An 18537-nucleotide genomic window follows, 5' to 3' on the forward strand; every position below is an offset into this window, starting at 1 on the left:
CTCCCCTGGGGTAGCGCTGGGAAGACCGGGGCCACATCGGGCCACTCTCTTCAAACATCACAACAAGGGCCAGCCCGGATGCCGCCCAGGCTGGCCCTCTCCCGGCTCACCTCAATCCACGATCAGCGGAATCAGCACCGGGTTGCGGCCGGTCACCTTGCGCACGAAGCGCCGCACCGCGCCGTACATGTCGTCACGCACGTCTTCCAGGCGTTTCTTCTCGCGCATGCCCTGGTCCACGGCGTCCAGGGCCACCTTGCGAATCTGGCCGTCCAGTTCACGGTTGGCGCGCACAAAGCCGCGCGAGACGATTTCCACGTGGGGCGTGGGGTGCAGCACCGCCGTCATGATCAGGATGCCTTCCTGGCTCATGTTCACGCGGTCCAGCAGCACGTCGTCGCCAATGTCGCCCACGCCCAGGCCGTCCACGTACACGGCGCCGGCCGGCACCGTGCCCGTCACCTTGAAGTCGTCCTGGCTCAGGCGCACCACGTCGCCGTTCTTGGCGATCAGGGTGCGCTTGGGGGGCCGGGGCAGGGTCTGGGCCAGCCGGGCGTGGTTGATCTGGTGGCGGGGCTCGCCGTGCCAGGGCAGAAAGAATTTGGGCCGCGCAAGGTTCAGCACGGTGGCCAGTTCTTCCTGAGAAGCGTGCCCGGAGGCGTGCACCTTGTGGGCAGGCGGGTAATACACGTCCACGCCAATCTCGTACAGGCGGTTAATGACGAGGTTCACCGCTTCCTCGTTGCCGGGAATGGGGTTGCTGCTCAGAATCACCGAGTCGCCGCGCTTCAGGGCAATCTTGGCGTGGTTGCCAAAGGCCAGCCGGGGCAGCACGCTCATGGGCTGGCCCTGCGAGCCGGTGCAGATGTACAGCACCTGCTGGTCCTGCAGGGTGCCCACCTCGTCGTTGGTCAGGAACGGCTCGGGCAGTTCCATGTAGCCCACGCTCTGGGCCACCTGCGCGTACTTGAGGATGCTGCGGCCCTCCAGCACCACGCGGCGGCCCAGGCGGTGGGCAATCTGCACGATGTTCTGCATGCGGTGCACGTTCGACGCAAAGGTGGAGAGAAACACCCGGCCCTTGCAGCTGGCAATCAGCTGTTCGAGGTTGCGCGCCACCTCGGCCTCGCTGGCGCTGCGGCCTGGGCGCTCGGCGTTCGTGGAGTCGCTGATCAGCAGCAGCACGCCGTCCTTGCCCGCCTGCTCAATGCGCGCCAGATCGCTGGGGCGGCCGTCGCTGGGTTCCTCGTCCAGCTTGAAGTCGCCGGTGTGCAGCACCACGCCTGCCGGGGTGGTCAGGATGTACCCGGCGTTGTCGGGAATGGAGTGGGTCATGCGCAGGAACTCCACCTGAAAGTGGGTGCCAATGCGGACCACGTCGCCCATCTGCACCTCGCGCAGGTCGGTGTCCACGTCGCGGATGCCGAACTCGCTGAGCTTCTCGCGCACCAGGCCCAGGGTCAGCCCGGCGCCGTACACCGGCACCTTGGGCAGGCGGGGCAGGATGTACGGCAGGCCGCCAATGTGGTCCTCGTGGCCGTGGGTCAGAATCCAGCCCCGGATCAACTCGGCGTGCTGCTGCAGGTAATCAATGCGCGGAATAATCAGGTCAATGCCCATCTGGTGGCTGTCGGGAAAGGCCAGACCAGCGTCCACCACCATGATCTCGTCGCCGTAGCGGTAGGCGGTAATGTTCTTGCCGATCTCGCCCATGCCGCCCAGCGGAATCACTTCAAGGTGGGGGGCCTGGGGCGCCGAGCCCTCGGGGCGGGCCTTGCTGGGGTTGCTCATAAAGACTCCGTATGCCAGCGCCTGAAGCCGGAACCGTGGTGCAGGCGGGTTGTGAGAGAAGGCGGGGCCGAACGTCACGCGGCCAGAGGGAGGATGGATTGTGTCGCTCGGGGTCAGCCTGCGGGGCAGGGTGGGTCCAAGACGCGGTATGCCCAACCTAGCACACCCCCCGGCCGGGGGGGCAGGGCGGCCCCCCGCGCGGCCGGGCGCGGCAGGCACGTGAAGACGCGCTTCATGAAGCGGTATCATCGGGGGCGTGAGCACGCAACGCATTCTTGTCATCGAGGACGATCTGGATATCGCCAACGTCCTGCGCATGGACCTGACGGACGCCGGCTTCGAAGTGGACCACGCCGACAGCGCCATGAACGGCCTGATCAAGGCCCGCGAGGACCAGCCCACCCTGATTCTGCTGGACCTGGGGCTGCCCGACTTCGACGGCGGCGACGTGGTGCAGCGGCTGCGCAAGAACAGCGCCGTGCCCATCATTGTCTTGACCGCCCGCGACACCGTGGAAGAGAAGGTGCGCCTGCTGGGCCTGGGCGCCGACGATTACCTGATCAAGCCCTTTCACCCCGACGAACTGCTGGCGCGCGTGAAGGTGCAGCTGCGCCAGCGCACCACCGAGAGCCTGACTATGGGTGACCTGACCCTGGACCCGCAAAAGCGCCTGGTGACCTACAAGGGCGACGAACTGAGATTGTCCCCCAAGGAATTTGACATTCTGGCGCTGCTGATTCGCCAGCCCGGGCGCGTGTACTCGCGCCAGGAAATCGGCCAGGACATCTGGCAGGGCCGCCTGCCCGAGGGCAGCAACGTGGTGGACGTCCACATGGCCAACCTGCGCGCCAAGCTGCGCGATCTGGACGGCTACGGCCTGCTGCGCACCGTGCGCGGCGTGGGCTACGCCCTGCGCGGCTGAGCAGGACTGCTCCCTTGAGCGCCGTACAGGGTGAAGCCTTTGCGGGTCTGGACGCGGCGGCCCTGCTGGCCGCCCTGCCCGACCCGGTGGCGCTGCTGCGCCCCGACGGCACCGTGACCCTGAACGCGGCGGCCCACGAGCGTATTGCCCGCGTTTCACCCGGCGGCGACTGGAACGCACTGTTCGATGACGCCAGTGTCCAGGCGGTGCGCGGCGCCGCGCAGCAGGCCCTGGCTGGCCAGAGCGCGCAGGTCACGGCGCGGCTGCTGGACACGGTGGCCCCGGCCCTGGTCACGGCGGCCCCGGCGGGCGGCGGTGCGCTGCTGCACCTGCACGCGGCGCGCGACCCGCTGGAGGTGGCGCTGGAACTGATGGACAGCCTGCGCCTGGGCATGGCGGTACAGGCCCCGGACGGCCGCATTCTGCACGCCAACCGCGCCGCCGAGGCGATTCTGGGCCTCAGCCAGGACCAGTTGCGGGGGCGCGCCTCGGTGGACCCGCGCTGGCAGGCCATTCACCCGGACGGCTCACCCTTTCCCGGCGAGCAGCACCCGGCCATGCAGGCCCTGGCCACGGGCGAGCCCCAGCACCACGTCCCCATGGGCATCTTTCATCCGCACAGCGAGTCGTGGCGGTGGCTGGACGTGTCGGCCATTCCGCGCCTGGCCCCGGGGCGCACGCAGCCCAAGCAGGTCACGGCCGTGTTTACCGACGTGACTGAACTGCGCGCGGCCCAGAGCGCTCTGGGCCGCAGTGAGCAGCGCTTTCGCTCGCTGGTACAGGCCACGGCGCAGGTGGTCTGGACCGCCCGCCCGGACGGCGCCTTCATGCCGCCGCAGCCCGACTGGGAAGCCTTTACCGGCCAGACCCCCGAGCAGTACAGCCCGGACGGCTGGGTGCTGGCCCTGCACCCCGAGGACCGCGCCCACGCCCAGGCGGCGTGGCAGCGGGCCACCCGCGAACACACCGGCTACCGCACCGAGTACCGGGTGCGCCGCGCCGACGGGCAGTACGTGGCCATGGAAGCGCGCGGCGTGCCGGTGCGCGGCGAACAGGGCGAGATTCTGGAGTGGGTGGGCACCAACACCGATGTGACCGAGCTACACGCCGCGCGGCAATCGCTGCTGGACGCCAACGCCGCCCTGGAAGCGCGGGTGCAGGCCCGCACCGCCGAACTGGCCGAGGTCACGCGCTTTTCCACATTGCTGCTGACTGCGGCGGGCGAGGGCATTTTCGGCCTGGACGCGGCGGGCGTGACCACCTTCGCCAACCCGGCGGCGGCGCGAATGCTGGGCTACAGCGTGGAGCACATGATCGGGCAAAAACAGCATGCTCTGGTGCACCACCACCACGAGGACGGGCGCCCCTACCTGCTGGCCGAGTGCCCCATTCACCAGACCCTGGTGGACGGCGTGGCCCGGCGCAGAGAGCGCGACGTGATGTGGCACGCGTCCGGGCGCGCGGTGCCGGTGGGCTACGTGGTGACCCCCACCCACACCGCCGGGGGCGAGGTGAGCGGCGCGGTGGTGATGGTGCAGGACATCACCGAGCGCGAGCAGGCGCGGGCACAGCTGCACGAGATGATCGAGAATCTGGAGCGCTCCAACCAGGATCTGGAACAGTTTGCCTACGTGGCCAGCCACGACCTGCAAGAACCGCTGCGCACCATTGGCAGCTACACCGAGTTGCTGGCCCGGCGCTACGCAGGGCAACTGGACGACCGCGCCGGGCAGTACCTGCAGTTTACCCAGGCGGCCGTGGAGCGCATGCGCAGCCTGATTCAGGACCTGCTGACCTTCGCCCGCACCGGGCGGCAGGACGCACCCCCCGTTCCGGTGGCCCTGAACGACCTGATGCAGGCCACGGCGGCGAACCTGCAGGGCAGCTTGCAGGGCGGCGGCACCCTCAGCTGGGACACACCCCACCGGGTGCTGGGCCAGGGCTCCTTGCTGACCCAGCTGCTGACCAACCTGGTGGGCAACGGCCTGAAATTTCATGCGCCGGGCGAGGCCCCCCGGGTGCACGTGTCGTCGGCGCAGGCGGGCGCGTTTGTGCACCTGCAGGTGCGCGACCACGGCATTGGCATCGCGCCGGACCACCACGCGCGGGTCTTCGAGATTTTTCAGCGCCTGCACCACCGCGACACCTTTGCGGGCAACGGCATGGGCCTGGCCATCTGCCGTAAGATTGCGGAGCACCACGGCGGGCGCATCTGGGTCGAATCTGTGCCTGGACAGGGCAGTACGTTTCATGTGCTTCTGCCGGGGGGCCCCACACCATGACCGCCATACCTGCGCCCATTGAAATTCTGCTGGTTGAAGACAACGAGCCCGATGTGCTGCTGACCCTGGAAGCCTTTGAGGATTCCCGGGTGCCCAACCGCATGCATGTGGCGCGCGACGGCGTGGAGGCCCTGCGCTTCCTGCGCCGCGAGGGCGAGCACGCCCAGGCCCCGCGCCCCGACGTGATTCTGATGGACATCAACATGCCGCGCAAAACGGGGCTGGAGGTGCTGGAAGAACTCAAGGCCGACCCCGAACTGCGCAGCATTCCGGTGGTGATGCTGACCACCAGCCAGGCCGACGACGACGTGCGCTCCTCCTACGAGCGGCACGCCAGCGGTTACGTGGTCAAGCCGGTGGGCTTCGAGAACTTTCTGGGGGCCATGCGCGCCTTTGAAGCCTTCTGGCTCACCTTCGTGCGCTTTCCACCACGCGCCTAGGGAACAAAGCAGGGACCCCAGTCACGCCTGTGCCGGGGCTCCTGTTGTTTGATACGGATTCCGTTCATTTCTGGAACATCTAAGTACCTCGCTGTTGATCTTTAGATCAACCGAGCGGAGCGAGAGGCGAAAAAAGTGCTTCGCCCCGGGCATGGAAACGTTTCTGCGCCCTTCTGAACCGTTGGAATGGGAGGGGCAAAGCACTTAGGAAAGAACTGGATGTTCCCCGCCTTCTCAGAAATCCATACCTTTGCCTCATCCCTACGGTCGAAAACATTCCGTCATGCGGTACGGAATGTTTTGAAACCCGTATGATTTCAGGTCTTGACTTCACGCTTGAGGGTGCAGTTGCCACCCACCAGGCGCCCGTCGCTCCCGCTCAGCTTGGCAAACACAGCGTCCAGCTCGTCTCTGGCCCCAGACACACTGATGCCTGCGTATTCCCGGATGCTGGCGTCATAAGGCTGCCGAACAATGCACACCAGCAGTCGCAACGGATCGCGGAGATCCTGCACCTCGAAGTGGCGTGTGCTTTCGGTGTAAAAGATCAGCGAGCTCCCGCTACGGTATACCCACTTGCGGGTCGTGTTGAGATAGTCGGGCTTGGTGGGGACCACCACCTCGCCCTCCATCTTGTTCCTGTTCTGGTCAAAGCCGGTGATGGTCCAGCGCTCACCTTCGACCAGCGGACCTTTCAGGTCGGTAGAGGTTGAAGTGGAGGCCGCTGGGGCACAGGCGGCAAGGAACAAGGCAGGCAGCAGAAACAGGGCACGCATACGGCCGCCCAGCCTAGCGCATGGATGAAGAAAGGGTAAGGAGGTTTGTCAGCCCCCTTGCGAGCCAAGTGCCTCGCCCCTCCCATTCCAACGGTTCAGAAGAGTGCCGAAACGTCTGCATTTCCGGTTCGACCCTCTCTGTTCGCTTCTCGCCTTGCTCGGTTGATCTCAACATCAACAGCGAGCGACTGATACGGACTCCGATGGAATCGTTGGCAGACACGATTCCATTCGAGCGGACTCGGAGAGCGGCTGCGCAGAGCGAGGGAGAGAAACACGTCCCTCCGGGCGTGGCGTGAGCAAATCGGTTCTCTTCCGGATTTCGGGCATTACAGACGGAATCCGGATTAGAGCTCCAGGTCAACAGGCGTGCGCTTGCTCGCCGGAATGGCGCTCAGCAGCACCTCGTACTTGCCAGTGACAAACACCTTGTAGCCGTGTTTCTGCAGGCCGCGCCGGGCGTTGGTGACGTCGGCGGCCAGCAGGCTCAGGTCGGGGCGGGCGTAGTTGCGCATGCGGGCGCCGTAGCTGAGGGTGCCGTCGCGGTAACGGGCATTGGGAAAGCCCAGAATCAGCCCGCCGCCCGGGGTCAGGTGGTTGCGGCGCAGCCGGGACAGCAGCACGTCCTGCACCACCCCCGGGCTTTGCAACAGGCTCAGGGCCAGCACCAGATCGAAGCGGCCCAGGCTGGGCGGCAGGGCACCCACGTCCAGGGCATGAAACTGCGCGCCCGGGTGGCGGGCCTGCGCCGCCGCCAGTGCCTCGCGGTTGAGGTCCACGCCCACCACGGTGAGCGCTCGCCCGGGAAAAGCCAGCTCCAGGGCGTCCAGCTCGCGGCCCGCATTGACCCCCAGTGCCAGCACGCGCCCGCCCGGCGGGGGGTCCACCCGGCGCAGGGCCTCCACGAAGGTGGCCAGGAACACCGGGTCTTCCAGCTTGTCCACGCGGCCCCAGGGGCTGTCTGGGCCGTAACCCCCAGCGTCGGGGTCGGGCGTGGGGGCCCAGGCGCGCAGGGTCACGTGCACTCGCCCGGGGCCCGCCGGCTGGGGGGTGAGCAGATGCGCCCCCAGCAGATCGGCCAGATCGGCCCAGACCGCCCAGGGACGGTGGCGGCCATGTGGGGTGGCCTCGCCCGCGTACAGGCCCGGCCCCAGGTGGGGGTCCGGCACGGTGAACTGCACCTCGCCGCGCCCGCGCAGACACTGGCGCACCGCCGGGAAGACGACACTCATGGGCTCATCGGTGAAGTGCAGGGCATCAGGAACGGTCAAGGCCCCGTCAGCATAGACGGGGCCCGGGACACAAGGGGAGTGGTTCAGCCCTGCAGGGCGGTGGCCAGCTGGCGCAGGCCGTCCTGATCGGCTTCCGGGGCGTCGGCGGCCAGGGACTCGGTGGCGGCCCCCAGATCGGGCAGGAGGGCGGCGGCGCCTTCCAGATCACCGCTTTCCAGCGCCGACTTCAGGCTGGCCAGATGCTCGACCACGATTTCGGCGCCGGGAACGCCCTCCAGGGTCTCGTGCCACGCTGTGACGTTCTGAACGGCCGCGCTGGCGGGCACGCCCTGAAGACCGCCCGACAGGGCCTGAAGGGTCTGCTGCAACTGCTGGTTCATGGCAACACCTCCTGAAAAAGCGGGCAGGGAACGCGGACCGCTGAGCCGGCGCCTGGGCGCATGCCGAGCGGCTTCGTTGCCTCTGTCCTGCCTGCGCAGCAAACCACACCGCCGCCCGTGCCGAGTGTAGGCGCGCACGCTTCATGAAGCGCGGAACGATGGCCCGTTTTCGCGCCCCCAGCCGCTTCTTTGCAGCACTTCTGACGGTGTTGGTCTGGGGATCACGCTGACCTGACCGCATGTCCACCTCCTGGCCCCATACGGGCGCCGAGCTTGAAGCGCGGCTGACCGAAGTGTTCCTGCGCGCCGCCGACCCCGGGCCCGCCCAGGCGCGGCTGGCCCTGCGTTTTGTCCATACAGGGCCGGACGCCTACGTGCTGGTGGACGGGCGCAGCGGCCAGACCCAGGTGCGCAGCGGCGCGGTGGCCCGCCAGGGCGACGCCGACCTGACCTTTGTCCTCAGTGGCCCGCAGGCCCACGCCTTCTGGCGCGGCGACCTGAACCCGGTGGCCGCCATGACAGCCGGCGCGCTGCGCATAGAAGGCCCGCTGCTGCGCGCCCTGGCCCTGGCCCCCGGGTTGAAGCTGGTGCAGGCGGCGTACCGGGAGGCGACAGCAGGCCCTTAAGGACGTTGCCCCTCACGTTACGACTTTTCAGGAGAGCGCCGAAAAGTCTCCACTTCCGGTGCAACGTCCATTTTTCGAGACTCGCTCTGCGGCGCAGCTGTTCCAGCCCGCTCGGCTGATGGGGGGATCAACAGCGAGCGACTTAGTACCCCCGGTGCTTGACCAAGGCGCCCTGACTTTCCAGCCACCCGGTCACCGCGCCCACCGCCGCTTTTACACCCGGGGTGATAATGGGCCCGCCAAACTTGGCCAGCCGCACCAGATGGGTACCGTCCTCGCGCGCGGTGATGCCCACCAGCACCTCCTGGGTCAGTTCGCCTTCCACCACATGCGCCAGGGCCACCCAGCCGTCACGCCGCAGGGCCTGGTACAGCTCCAGCAACACCACGGTCCATTCGGCGCCGCGCCCCTGCGGGCTGCGCTGGGTCACTTTCTCGAAGGTCTGGGGCTCAAAGGTGGCGGGCAGGGTCAGCACAGCGTGGGGCACGGGGGTCTCCGGGGTGGGCGAATCGGGGTAGGCAGCGGTGTCGCCGTGGGGCACCGGCGCGTGGGCCAGCGGCACGAAGCGGGCGTGGTTCACGCCCAGGCCCAGGTCGCGCCATTTGAGGGCGTACTTGGTTTCCAGTGCGGCGGGGGGCGGCGGGCCCAGCTCCACGCGCATCACGCCGCTGGCCTCGGCCTCAGTACAGGCGAAGGCAAAATACTCGTCGTGGTCGGTGGTCAGCAGCAGCGCGCCGCCGGGCTTCAGGCGACTGGCAGCCAGACGAAAGAAGGGCGCGCGCAGCAGCCGGTGGTCGGTGTGCCCGGCCTTGGGCCAGGGGTCGGGGAAGTTCACCACGATCAGATCCAGGCCCGCGTGCGGCACCACTTCTCGCACCAGCACGTCGGCCGGCAGCTTGGTCAGGATGGCGTTGCCCAGCCCCGCCTCCTTTAAGCGGCGGTGGGCCTTGAGCAGCGACACCCCCGAAAGTTCCACGCCCAGGTAATTGGGCGGCTGCGGGAAGGTGCGCGCAAAGTGCGGCCAGAAGCGCCCGTCGCCAAAGCCCACCTCCAGCACCCAGGGCCGCTCCGGGGTGTCGGGGTACAGGCGCGCGGCCCGCTCGGGAAACTGGAAATCCGAGAGGCGGAAGATCATGCGCGCTCCTCCAGCAGTTCGGCGGCCAGCCGCGCGGCGCCTTGCAGCACGCTGGCGTAGGTGTGCTCGCCCGGGGTGCACTGGCCCAGCATCTGCACCCGTTCAAAGCGGCCTACCCGGAAGCCGTTCAGTTCGCCGGGCGCGGGCACCAGAAAGCGCACGTCGTAGGGGGGCTCCACGCCCTCACCCTCGGCGCGGCGCTCCTGGCCAACCAGCCACACACCGCTGCGGGCCAGATCATCGGCCAGGAAGTCGTAGGCCACCTCCGAGAGGCGCCCGGCTTCCTCCATGGTCTCCCCCACCAGCAGCCGGCCCTTCAGGAACGCCCCCACCGCCAGCACCGCGCGCCGGGCACGCAGACTGGGCCCCTCCCAGGTGGAGAGCAAGACCTCGCTTTCGTCCTCGTCCAGGGCGGTCACGGTGCTCTGCAGCAGGTGAATGCCGGCGGTTTCCTCAATGCGCGCTTTGAGCAGGCGGTGAAAGGTCCAGCCGTCGGTGCCCTGCGCCATGCCCACGCGGACCTCTTCAAACAGACTGCCCGCCGGAAAGGTGACGCCCTGCGTGCCCGGCTGGTACAGGTTGCCCAGGTGGTCCAGGGCCTGCGACACCAGCAGGACATCCTGCCCGGCGCGCGCCAGCCGCCACGCGAGTTCCGTGCCCGCCAGGCCGGCACCCACCACGGCCACGTCGTACAGGTGCCCGGGTTGCGGGCGGCTTCGGGGAGAGGCGGGGCCAAACATGGGGGTCAGTGTAGGGGAAGGCAGGTGGTGGGACGTGGGTTGTGGGAACAGATGGGGGTAGAAGGTGGGCAGCGTCGGTGGTCTGTGGGCCCCTTCTGCAAGCAGCTCTTCGAGCCAGCCCCTGCTGTGCAAGACCCTCTGTGCTGAGCAGCTCTCCGAGTCTCACGGGGGAGAGGACCGAAACATCACCCCATCTGTTGAAAAGGAGAACCTTCCGGGCCGCACCAAGCCTTCCTGCCCCATTCCCGCCCGGGTCCAGACGAAGCCGTCGAACGTGGCCCCACCCGTTCGGGGGCGGCCCCTCTGCGGGGCAGCTCTGCGAGGCACTCATCTTGGTTTGGTGACATAGGCTCACTTGCTCCTTGGCGCGCAGCGCGCGGGCGTACGAAGATGGGCGGAGGCGGACCAAGGCGTACGACGCGGGGCGAAGGAAGGCCGCCCTATCGCCTCATACGGATTCCGTCCATTTCCGTAACATCCGGGACAGCGCCGGATGTTCCCCGCCTTCGGCGCTGTTCCAGCCCAATTCCCGGAACTCCGTCTCTTTTCCCTCTCCCTCTGGTCGAAAAAATTCCGTAACATGTTACGGAATTTTTCGGAACACGTATCAGTCAACGTTTGCCAGCGCAGCGCCGCTCCACCCGCTCCCAGGTGCCAGGCACGCCCGTCAAACCAGCGGCAACGCGCCGGGCGGCCTGCGCGGCGAAGTCGTCTCCCTCTGCGGCGCAGCTCTGCGAGTCTGGGGGAGGGGGCTGGGGCAGGCCACCAGAAAGCGTCATCCAAGACCCCCCGCCCACCCTCTACCCTACCCCCATGCCCCTCAACACCGGCTACGCCTACCGAACCCAGGTCCACTGCCCCTGGCCCGGCGTGCTGGCGTTCCTCAGCCACGACTACCGCCACTCCACCCCCGCCACCTGGGCCGCGCGCCTGCAACAGGGCGAGCTGGAGGTGGACGGCGTGCGACTGACCCACGACCAGCCCCTGCGCCCCGGCCAGACCGTCACCTGGCACCGCCCCCCCTGGCAGGAAGAGGCCGCGCCCCTGCACTACGCCACGGTGCACGAAGATGAAGCCCTGCTGGCGGTGCACAAACCCCCTGGTCTGCCCACCCTGCCCGGCGGCGGCTTTCTGGCCCACACCCTGCTGACGCTGGTGCAGCGGGACTATCCCGGCGCCCACCCCCTGCACCGCCTGGGGCGCGGCACCTCGGGGCTGGTGCTGTTTGCCCGCACGGGGGCGGCGGGCTCGGCGCTGGCGCGGGCGTGGCGCGAACACGAGGTGCGCAAGGTGTACCGCGCGCTGGCCCAGGGCGAGGCCGCGCAGGACACCTCCACCATCACGACGCCCATCGGCCCGGTGCCCCACCCCCGGCTGGGCACGGTGCACGCGGCCTCGCCGGGGGGCAAGGCGGCCCTCAGCCACGCGCAGGTGGTCCGGCGCGGCGCGGCGCAGACCCTGTTTGACGTGACCATTGCCACCGGGCGGCCCCACCAGATCCGCATTCACCTCGCCAGCATCGGGCACCCGCTGGTGGGCGATCCGCTGTATGGCCCCGGGGGCACGCCGCACGCAGACCTGCCGGGCCTGCCCGGCGACCTGGGGTACTGGCTCCACGCCTGGACCCTGCGCTTTGTTCACCCCCTCAGCGGCCAGCTCCTGACCTTAGAGGCGCCGCCGCCGCCGGAACTGCGCTGAGCCCCTGGGCGTTACCGTTCGGTTTCTGCGGAATAGGTGCCGTCGGCGCGGCCCCGGAAGGTCACAGTGCCCTGGCGGTCGGTGCGGTACACCCGCGCGCCCGCCTGCCGGTACAGGTCCAGGACCTTCCTGGTGGGATGCCCGTAGGAATTGGGCGTGCCCACGCTGATCACCACGTTTTCGGGGCGCACGTTCGCCAGCCACGCGGCGCTGTCACCGTTGGCCGCCCCGTGGTGAATGCTCTTGTACACCTGAAATGGCCCCTGCAGGTCGTCGCGTTCCTGGGCCAGCCAGCCCTCGGTGGCGGGCGTTTCGCTGTCGCCGGTCATCAGGGCGCGGAACTCACCGAACTGCAGGGCAATGCCCACGCTGTTCTCGTTCTGGTCGTCACCCAGCCCGGGGGGCGGGGCCACCACGCGCAGCTTCACGCTGCCCAGATTCACCGTCTGGTTGCTGGCCTTGGTAAAGGTGGCGCCCGCCTCCTGCAGCGCCGCGACCAGCCGCTCCCAGGTCTGGGTGCTGCCGCCCAGGCCGTTGTTGATGAAAACACGCGGCTTCAGGGCCGCCGCTGGCACGAGGCCAGCGATGTGGTCGGCGTCGGCGTGGGTGGCCACCATCAGGTCCAGCCGGCTCACGTCCAGGGCTTTGAGGTGCTCGCGCATCCGCTCAGCGCTGCGGCCCCCGTCAATCAGCAGGGTCTTGCCTTCGGGGCTCTGCACCAGAATGGCGTCACCCTGGCCCACGTCCAGAAAACGGATGACCACCTCGCCGCCCACCGGGGCCGTGGTGGGCGCCCCTCCGCCCCCGGCGGCGCCGCCCCCCTCCTGCTGGCGCATCCAGCCGCAGGCGGCCAGCCCCACGGTGGCCAGCAGCACCAGCACGCCCAGCACGTCTGAAGGGGCCGGGCCCCGGGTCCGGGCGGCGCGGCCCGGGCGCTGGGATCTGGCTGCCCTGGGGCTCGCCTTTCGGCCAGCCGTGCCGGCAGGGGCCGCCGCCTTTCTGGAGGCGGGTTTCTTTGGGGCCGCTCCCTTCGCCTTGCCCCCCTGGCCCGCGCCGCTCACAGGGTCATCTCCCCGTCGTCACCCAGCGGCAGGGCCCCGCGCCCCGCTTCATTCAGGGCGTCCAGCCGGGCCTGGGCCTGGGCGCGGCGTGCGGCGATCTCGGCGGGCAGGCGCACGAGGCGGGCGCCGTCGGGGCCCTCGCGCAGGGCCAGCACGTCGCCTTCCTGCAGTCCGTCCGGCAACCCGGTCAGGGGCAGGGTCACCGTCTGGCCGTCCGGGCGCTCCAGCCGCGCCACCGGGCCGCGCGGCGTGGCTTCCAGGCCATCCACGATCCAGCGTTCGCCGGGCTGTTCTGTCTCTGCCGGATCACTCCTGCGGGTCATGTTTTCAGCGTAGCGCAGCCGGCCGGGGTTCCGGCGTGGGCCGGGGTGGATTCTGGCCAGCTGAACAGGGCCGCTCAGCCGGCCCCGTCCAGCCGGTGCGTGCGCCGCCGCTTGGCGCGGTACATGCGGGCGTCGGCCTCGCGCAGCCAGTCACTCAGGGTGGCCCCGGGCCAAACCGGGGCCAGCCCCACATTCACGCGCGGCGCTGCTGGCACCGGCCACGGCGCCGCCGCCACGCACGCCAGAAACTCGTCTACCTGCGCTTCGGCGCCGGCGCGGTCTACAGGCAGCAGCGCGGCAAACTCGTCGCCACCCAGCCGGAAGGCGCTGCTGCCCTCGCCCAGGTTGCGCAGCAGCGCCGCCAGCCCCTCCAGCACCTGATCGCCCGCCAGATGCCCATAGGTGTCGTTGAACGCCTTGAATTCCTGCACATCCAGCACCGCCAGCGTGCAGGGCTCGCCGCGGGCGGTGCGGCGCAGGGTCGCCTCCACCTGCTCGGTAAAGTGGCGGCGGTTGGCCAGCCCGGTCAGGGGATCGGTGCGCGCTTCACGTTCAATCTGCTCGTGCAGAGCAGCATTTTCCAGGGCCACGCTCAGGTGGATGCCCAGCAGTTCCAGAAATTCCAGGTCCTCGGGGCCAAAGGCGTGCAGGTCGTAACTCTGCACCGACAGCACGCCAATGTCCTCGTGGCCCACCTGCAGCGGCACGCCCATCCAGGACATGGTGTGCGGCAGATCGTGGCGGTAATGCACGCGCACCACGCCCAGCCCCTCGCGCTGCAGGTAGGCCGGCAGATCGTTCTCCAGGCGCAGCGTGCCGCCCAGCACCCGCTCCAGCAGCCCGTCGCGGCGGGGGGCCAGCACCTGTTCGGCCATGTTGTGACTTTCCAGGGTCAGGCAGTGCCAGCCGCCGCCTGGCGTGCGCCGGGCCAGCAGGGTCACGGGCATGGCAAACAGCCGCTGCACCTCCACGTGCATGGTGCGCAGCAGGTCCGGGGTGCGCGCGTGGCGGGCCAGGGCCGCCGTGACCTGCACCAGGGAGCGGTACCGGGCGATCTGCCGCTGCGCGTCGGTGGTGGAGGTGATCACCTTGGGCCCTATTGTGGCACGCAGCCCGCCCCCCCGGCGCCGCGCCCCCGGTGAACGCCCCCGGGGGCAGGGGGACATTTTCAGTCCTGATCAGCGCGTATGCTGCCGCCATGAAGTGGCTCTCTGATCCGGCGCTGGCCCCCATTGCCGAGAAGGTCGAGGCCGGGGCCCGACTGAGCTTTGACGAAGGCATGCAGCTGTTCAGAACGCGCGACCTGAACACCCTGATGCGCCTGGCCGACTGGCGCAAGCGGGCGCTGCACGGCGACAGGGTGTATTTCGTGCACTCCATGCGGCTGGAATTCACGAACATCTGCTACGTGGGCTGCACCTTCTGCGCCTTTGCCGCGCGCAAGGGCGAGGCGCGCGCCTGGGACTACAGCCCCGAACAGGTGGTCGCGCAGGTGGGCCAGCGCTACCTGCCGGGCATCACCGAACTGCACATGAGCAGCGGGCACCACCCCAACCACCCCTGGGCCTTTTACCCGCAGATGGTGCGCGGGCTGCGCGAGGCGTACCCGGAGTTGCAGGTCAAGGCGTTCACGGCCGCTGAAATCGAGCACCTCAGCAAGGTCAGCAAGAAGCCCACCCTGGAGGTGCTGCGTGAGCTGCAGGCGGCCGGGCTGGCGGCCATGCCCGGCGGCGGCGCCGAGATTTTTGCCGACCGGGTGCGCAAGCAGGTGGCAAAAAACAAGGTCAAGGCCGAGAAGTGGCTGCAGATTCACGCAGAGGCCCATTCGCTGGGCATGCGCACGAACGCCACCATGCTCTACGGGCACATTGAAACGCTGGAAGAGCGCCTGGACCACATGCACCGCCTGCGCGAGTTGCAGGACGATTCGCTGGCCCGCCACGGCGGCGGCTTTCACGCCTTTATTCCGCTGGCCTTTCAGCCACTGGGCAACACGCTGGCACAGAACCTGGGCAAGACCGATTTCACCACCGGCCTGGACGACCTGCGCAACCTCGCCGTGGCGCGCATTTACCTGGATAACTTTCCGCACATCAAGGGCTACTGGGTGATGATCGGCTCTGAGCTGACGCAGGTGAGCCTGGACTGGGGGGTGAGCGACATTGACGGCACCATTCAGGAAGAGCACATTGCCCACGCCGCCGGGGCCACCAGCCCCATGGCGCTGTCGCAGGCGGGCATGATCCGCATGATTCAGCACGCCGGGCGCGTGCCGGTGCTGCGCGACGCCTACTACCACGAACTGGCCACCTTTCCCCGCAGCGCGGAAGCGGCGGACTAGGCCATGAGCAGTGAAATGGACGCCGTTCTGGCGCTGGACGACGCCTGGAACGCTGCCTACCACCACGGCGACCCGGCGCGCATGGCCGGCGTGCTGGCCGACGACTGGCTGGCCTTTTTCCCCGACGGCACAGCCGTCTTCAAGGCCAATCTGCTGGCCAACATGAACCGCACCCCGCCCCGGGATCTGATCTTCGAGCGCCACGCCAGCCGCGTGTACGGCGACGCAGCCATTACCCGGGGCACCCTGTACGCCGGCGGCGAGCGTGTGCAGAGCTTCCTGCGCGTGTACGCCCGGCGTGAAGGCCAGTGGCAGGCGGTGAGCGTACAGGTGGTGCCGTGAGAGCAAGAGCGCGCCGGGCGCGGTGGCCAGCATGATCTACACACGCGAAAACTTGATTCAGTCTGTTCTGGATGTCCAGAGGTACTGTTCGGCGGAAGCCGGACTGGCGGACGACATGCGAGGCTTCAATCAGGCACTTGAGGCCGCTTTCGGCACCCCGCTGCGCGAGTTCTCGTCTGCCGGTTTCTTTACGGAGACCGGGCCACAAGCCCTGTTGTTCCGGCGCGGCATTGAAGCCATCCAGGCCCAGGAAAGCGGTGTGCTGGAGGAAGGGCTGCTCTACCTCAAATTGGAAGAACAGGGTGAGTCTGGCAAGCAGCTCTTACAGGCTTATCTTTCTGTGGGTGGGGCCGGGAGCGAGGTGAGGCGGAAAGCCACGGAGCTTCTTCTTCAAATCGTGGCTGCTGTGTGGCCTGCTGCACCCGTGCAGGTCACTTCCGCAGACCTCCTGCAGCACGGTTTTAACGACGAGCAGCGCCCTGACCCTCTGGATTTCTGGTGACGCCCATGACCTACCGCGCCGGCTGGATTCACTACACCAATGTGGCCCCCATTCTGGACACATTGGTGTTGCCCCCCGGGGTCACCGCCATCACGGGCGTGCCCACCGAGATGAACGCGGCGCTCCTCTCGGGGCGGGTGGATATCGCCAACATCAGCGCGGTGGAGTTCATTCGCAACGCCGACACTCTGGAAGCCCTGCCGGATTTCAGCGTGGCGGTGCTGGGGCCGGTGTATTCGGTGAACCTGTTTCACACGCGACCGCTGCATCAGCTGCGCCGCATTGCCCTGACCGCGCAGTCGGCCATGAGTGTGGCGCTGCTGGAAGTGCTGCTGCGCGAACGCGGCCTGAGCCCGGTGCTGGAACGCGCCGAGGGCGACGCCGGCACCCTGCTGGGCCAGGGCTACGACGGGGTGCTGCGCATTGGTGACAGCGCCCTGCGTGAGTGGTACGGCGTGGTGGGCCCCCTGACGGCCCGGACCACCATGACCAGCCTGCCCAACACCGGCCGGGGCATCACCGTGACGGACCTGGCCTGCGCGTGGTTTGACCTGACCGGGCACCCCTTTACCTTCGCCGTGTGGGCCTACCGCAAGGACAACCCCCCACCCCCCGAGCTGATTCAGGCCATGCGCGAGGCCCGTCGCGAGGGCATTGGGCACCTCGCCGCCGTGGCCCGCCGCCACGCCCCGCGCCTGGGCCTGCCCGAGCGCGTCATTCAGCATTACCTGTGGAACTTCCGCTACCACCTGGAAGCCCCCGACCGCCTGGGCCTGCACGAATTTGCGGCCAAGGCCGTGCCCGGCCACGCCGAACTGACCTTTGGGCCCCGGCCCGGGCCTGTGGCAGCCAGCCGGCCCTATGAGCAGACGCGCTGAGACCGGGCCGCCTGTTCAGGGGGCCCAGACCCAGCCGTCCAGACAGGTCGCCGCACCTGGGCCTGTTGAGGGGGCCTGTTGAGGGGGCCCGTCTGGACACAGTGCTCAGGGGCGGCATTGGGCTGGGGGCGCTGGGCAGCGCCGGCGTGCTGACAGAGCCGGGCACGCCGCTGGCCTGGGCAGCCCTTGGGCTGGGACTGTTGGGCGTGGGCTGGGGGGCCTGGCGTGAGGCCCACCGTCCAGTGCCGGCCCCGCGCCCTGCGCCGCCCCGGTCGCGCTGCCGGCTGCGGTTGGTCACCGCGTCGCCGCAGCTGGGCGAAGAGGTGCAGCTGCGCCTTCAGGTCCCGCCCTCCTCCTCGCTGGGGCCCCAGGAGGTGCAGCTCTGGCTGCATGTGCCCCACCACTCACCCCTGCCGCTGCGCCTCTGTGCCTGTCAGCTCACGCTGGAAAGCGCCGAGCGGTGGTACGACCTGACGGCCCGGCTACCCCGGCTGCTGCCGGCAGGACCAGTGACCCTGAGCGTGGGGCGGACCCAGTGCCGTCTGCCCAACCTGCGCCCGGCGCGCCCACTGCAGCTCAGGCGGCAGTTGGATGAAACGCAAGCCTGCGAGGCCCTTTTGAATGGGCCCGATCCCGGCTGGACGGCGGCGCAGCTCTACGGCGTGGGCGCCGGACCCTGGTCGGCGCTCAGCGATGAGGACTATCGCCGGGCCTTTCCCGTGACCGCCGGGCAGCTGGCCGCCTACGCCACTGCAACGGGCTGGACTGAGCGCCACATCAGGCGGGCCCCCTCGGGCGAACCCCTTCCCGTGATCGTGGAGACGGACGGTGGCTTCAGCCTGCTGCGCCCAGGAGGCCACAGCGAATACGAGGTTATCGGCACGGCGCCCACCCAGGAAGCCTTGGTGATGATCTATCTGCTGGGGCGCTTTCCCTGGCTGCCCCGGGCCTAAGGACGTTGCCCCTCACGTTAGGACTTTGTAGGAGAGCACCGAACAGTCTCCACGCCCGGTGCAACGTCCTTTTTTCGAGACTCGCTCTACGGCGCAGCTGTTCCAGCCCGCTCGG

At 68.6% G+C, this 18537-nt stretch carries 19 protein-coding genes; 10 read left to right on the plus strand and 9 right to left on the minus strand.

Annotated elements, in window-relative coordinates; all coding sequences use genetic code 11:
• Positions 1-111: 111 nt before the first annotated feature.
• Positions 112-1791, minus strand: coding sequence for a ribonuclease J (locus C8263_RS05270; RefSeq protein ID WP_107137082.1), 1680 nt, complete (start codon positions 1789-1791; stop codon positions 112-114).
• A gap of 256 nt (positions 1792-2047) precedes the next feature.
• Between C8263_RS05270 and C8263_RS05275 the strand changes: the two genes are divergently transcribed.
• Genes C8263_RS05275 through C8263_RS05285 form a run of 3 tightly spaced genes read left to right on the plus strand, consistent with a single transcriptional unit; the run spans position 2048 to position 5435 of the window.
• Positions 2048-2713 carry a response regulator transcription factor gene (locus C8263_RS05275; protein ID WP_107137083.1) on the plus strand — a complete coding sequence of 222 codons (666 nt, stop codon included), beginning with the start codon at positions 2048-2050 and terminating at the stop codon, positions 2711-2713.
• Between the two features lie 14 nt (positions 2714-2727).
• The gene (locus tag C8263_RS05280; RefSeq protein WP_107137084.1) at positions 2728-4995 is read left to right on the plus strand and encodes a PAS domain-containing sensor histidine kinase; all 2268 of its coding nucleotides are present in this window, start codon (positions 2728-2730) and stop codon (positions 4993-4995) included.
• Complete coding sequence (locus C8263_RS05285; protein ID WP_107137085.1) at positions 4992-5435, plus strand: response regulator; 444 nt, start codon at positions 4992-4994, stop codon at positions 5433-5435. The genes C8263_RS05280 and C8263_RS05285 overlap by 4 nt, the downstream gene beginning before the upstream one ends.
• A gap of 317 nt (positions 5436-5752) precedes the next feature.
• On the opposite strand, the gene C8263_RS05290 is transcribed toward C8263_RS05285, so the two are convergent.
• From C8263_RS05290 to C8263_RS05300, 3 genes are all read right to left on the minus strand, one after another.
• On the minus strand, positions 5753-6211 hold the full coding sequence (locus C8263_RS05290; RefSeq protein ID WP_107137086.1) for a hypothetical protein: 459 nt from the start codon (positions 6209-6211) through the stop codon (positions 5753-5755).
• Positions 6212-6558: 347 nt separating this feature from the next.
• Complete coding sequence (locus C8263_RS05295) at positions 6559-7443, minus strand: class I SAM-dependent methyltransferase (protein ID WP_107137291.1); 885 nt, start codon at positions 7441-7443, stop codon at positions 6559-6561.
• Between the two features lie 83 nt (positions 7444-7526).
• Complete coding sequence (locus tag C8263_RS05300) at positions 7527-7823, minus strand: hypothetical protein (RefSeq protein WP_107137087.1); 297 nt, start codon at positions 7821-7823, stop codon at positions 7527-7529.
• A gap of 239 nt (positions 7824-8062) precedes the next feature.
• On the opposite strand from C8263_RS05300, the gene C8263_RS05305 reads away from it, so the two are divergent.
• Positions 8063-8449 carry an SCP2 sterol-binding domain-containing protein gene (locus C8263_RS05305; RefSeq protein WP_107137088.1) on the plus strand — a complete coding sequence of 129 codons (387 nt, stop codon included), beginning with the start codon at positions 8063-8065 and terminating at the stop codon, positions 8447-8449.
• A gap of 142 nt (positions 8450-8591) precedes the next feature.
• On the opposite strand, the gene trmB is transcribed toward C8263_RS05305, so the two are convergent.
• Positions 8592-9584: a tRNA (guanine(46)-N(7))-methyltransferase TrmB gene (gene trmB / locus C8263_RS05310; protein WP_107137089.1), complete on the minus strand. Its 993-nt coding sequence runs from the start codon at positions 9582-9584 to the stop codon at positions 8592-8594.
• Positions 9581-10324 (minus strand): FAD-dependent oxidoreductase, encoded by a 744-nt coding sequence (locus C8263_RS05315; protein ID WP_107137090.1) that lies wholly within the window; start codon positions 10322-10324, stop codon positions 9581-9583. Before C8263_RS05315 ends, trmB begins: the two co-directional genes overlap by 4 nt.
• Positions 10325-11137: 813 nt before the next feature.
• On the opposite strand from C8263_RS05315, the gene C8263_RS05320 reads away from it, so the two are divergent.
• Entirely contained in the window at positions 11138-12022 is an 885-nt protein-coding gene (locus C8263_RS05320) for an RluA family pseudouridine synthase (protein ID WP_107137091.1), read from the plus strand.
• 11 nt (positions 12023-12033) lie between these two features.
• Here the strand turns inward: C8263_RS05320 and C8263_RS05325 are convergent, their stop codons facing one another.
• From C8263_RS05325 to C8263_RS05335, 3 genes are all read right to left on the minus strand, one after another.
• Positions 12034-12912, minus strand: a complete 879-nt coding sequence (locus C8263_RS05325) for a ComEC/Rec2 family competence protein (RefSeq protein WP_233218657.1) — start codon at positions 12910-12912, stop codon at positions 12034-12036.
• Between the two features lie 167 nt (positions 12913-13079).
• On the minus strand, positions 13080-13406 hold the full coding sequence (locus C8263_RS05330) for a DUF3006 family protein (protein ID WP_107137092.1): 327 nt from the start codon (positions 13404-13406) through the stop codon (positions 13080-13082).
• A gap of 74 nt (positions 13407-13480) precedes the next feature.
• Positions 13481-14494, minus strand: a complete 1014-nt coding sequence (locus C8263_RS05335) for a GGDEF domain-containing protein (RefSeq protein WP_158263746.1) — start codon at positions 14492-14494, stop codon at positions 13481-13483.
• Positions 14495-14604: 110 nt separating this feature from the next.
• On the opposite strand from C8263_RS05335, the gene mqnE reads away from it, so the two are divergent.
• The 5 genes from mqnE to C8263_RS05360 all read left to right on the plus strand — a co-directional run bounded on the left by mqnE (position 14605) and on the right by C8263_RS05360 (position 18422).
• On the plus strand, positions 14605-15747 hold the full coding sequence (gene mqnE / locus C8263_RS05340) for an aminofutalosine synthase MqnE (RefSeq protein ID WP_107137094.1): 1143 nt from the start codon (positions 14605-14607) through the stop codon (positions 15745-15747).
• Between the two features lie 15 nt (positions 15748-15762).
• Entirely contained in the window at positions 15763-16089 is a 327-nt protein-coding gene (locus tag C8263_RS05345) for a nuclear transport factor 2 family protein (RefSeq protein WP_233218658.1), read from the plus strand.
• A 31-nt stretch (positions 16090-16120) separates the two neighbouring features.
• Positions 16121-16591 carry a hypothetical protein gene (locus C8263_RS05350; RefSeq protein ID WP_146160598.1) on the plus strand — a complete coding sequence of 157 codons (471 nt, stop codon included), beginning with the start codon at positions 16121-16123 and terminating at the stop codon, positions 16589-16591.
• 5 nt (positions 16592-16596) lie between these two features.
• Complete coding sequence (locus C8263_RS05355; RefSeq protein ID WP_107137097.1) at positions 16597-17469, plus strand: menaquinone biosynthetic enzyme MqnA/MqnD family protein; 873 nt, start codon at positions 16597-16599, stop codon at positions 17467-17469.
• A gap of 65 nt (positions 17470-17534) precedes the next feature.
• Positions 17535-18422: a hypothetical protein gene (locus C8263_RS05360; RefSeq protein ID WP_146160599.1), complete on the plus strand. Its 888-nt coding sequence runs from the start codon at positions 17535-17537 to the stop codon at positions 18420-18422.
• Positions 18423-18537: the final 115 nt, after the last annotated feature.

It is taken from the genome of Deinococcus arcticus (assembly GCF_003028415.1).
GTDB classification, from domain to species: domain Bacteria; phylum Deinococcota; class Deinococci; order Deinococcales; family Deinococcaceae; genus Deinococcus; species Deinococcus arcticus.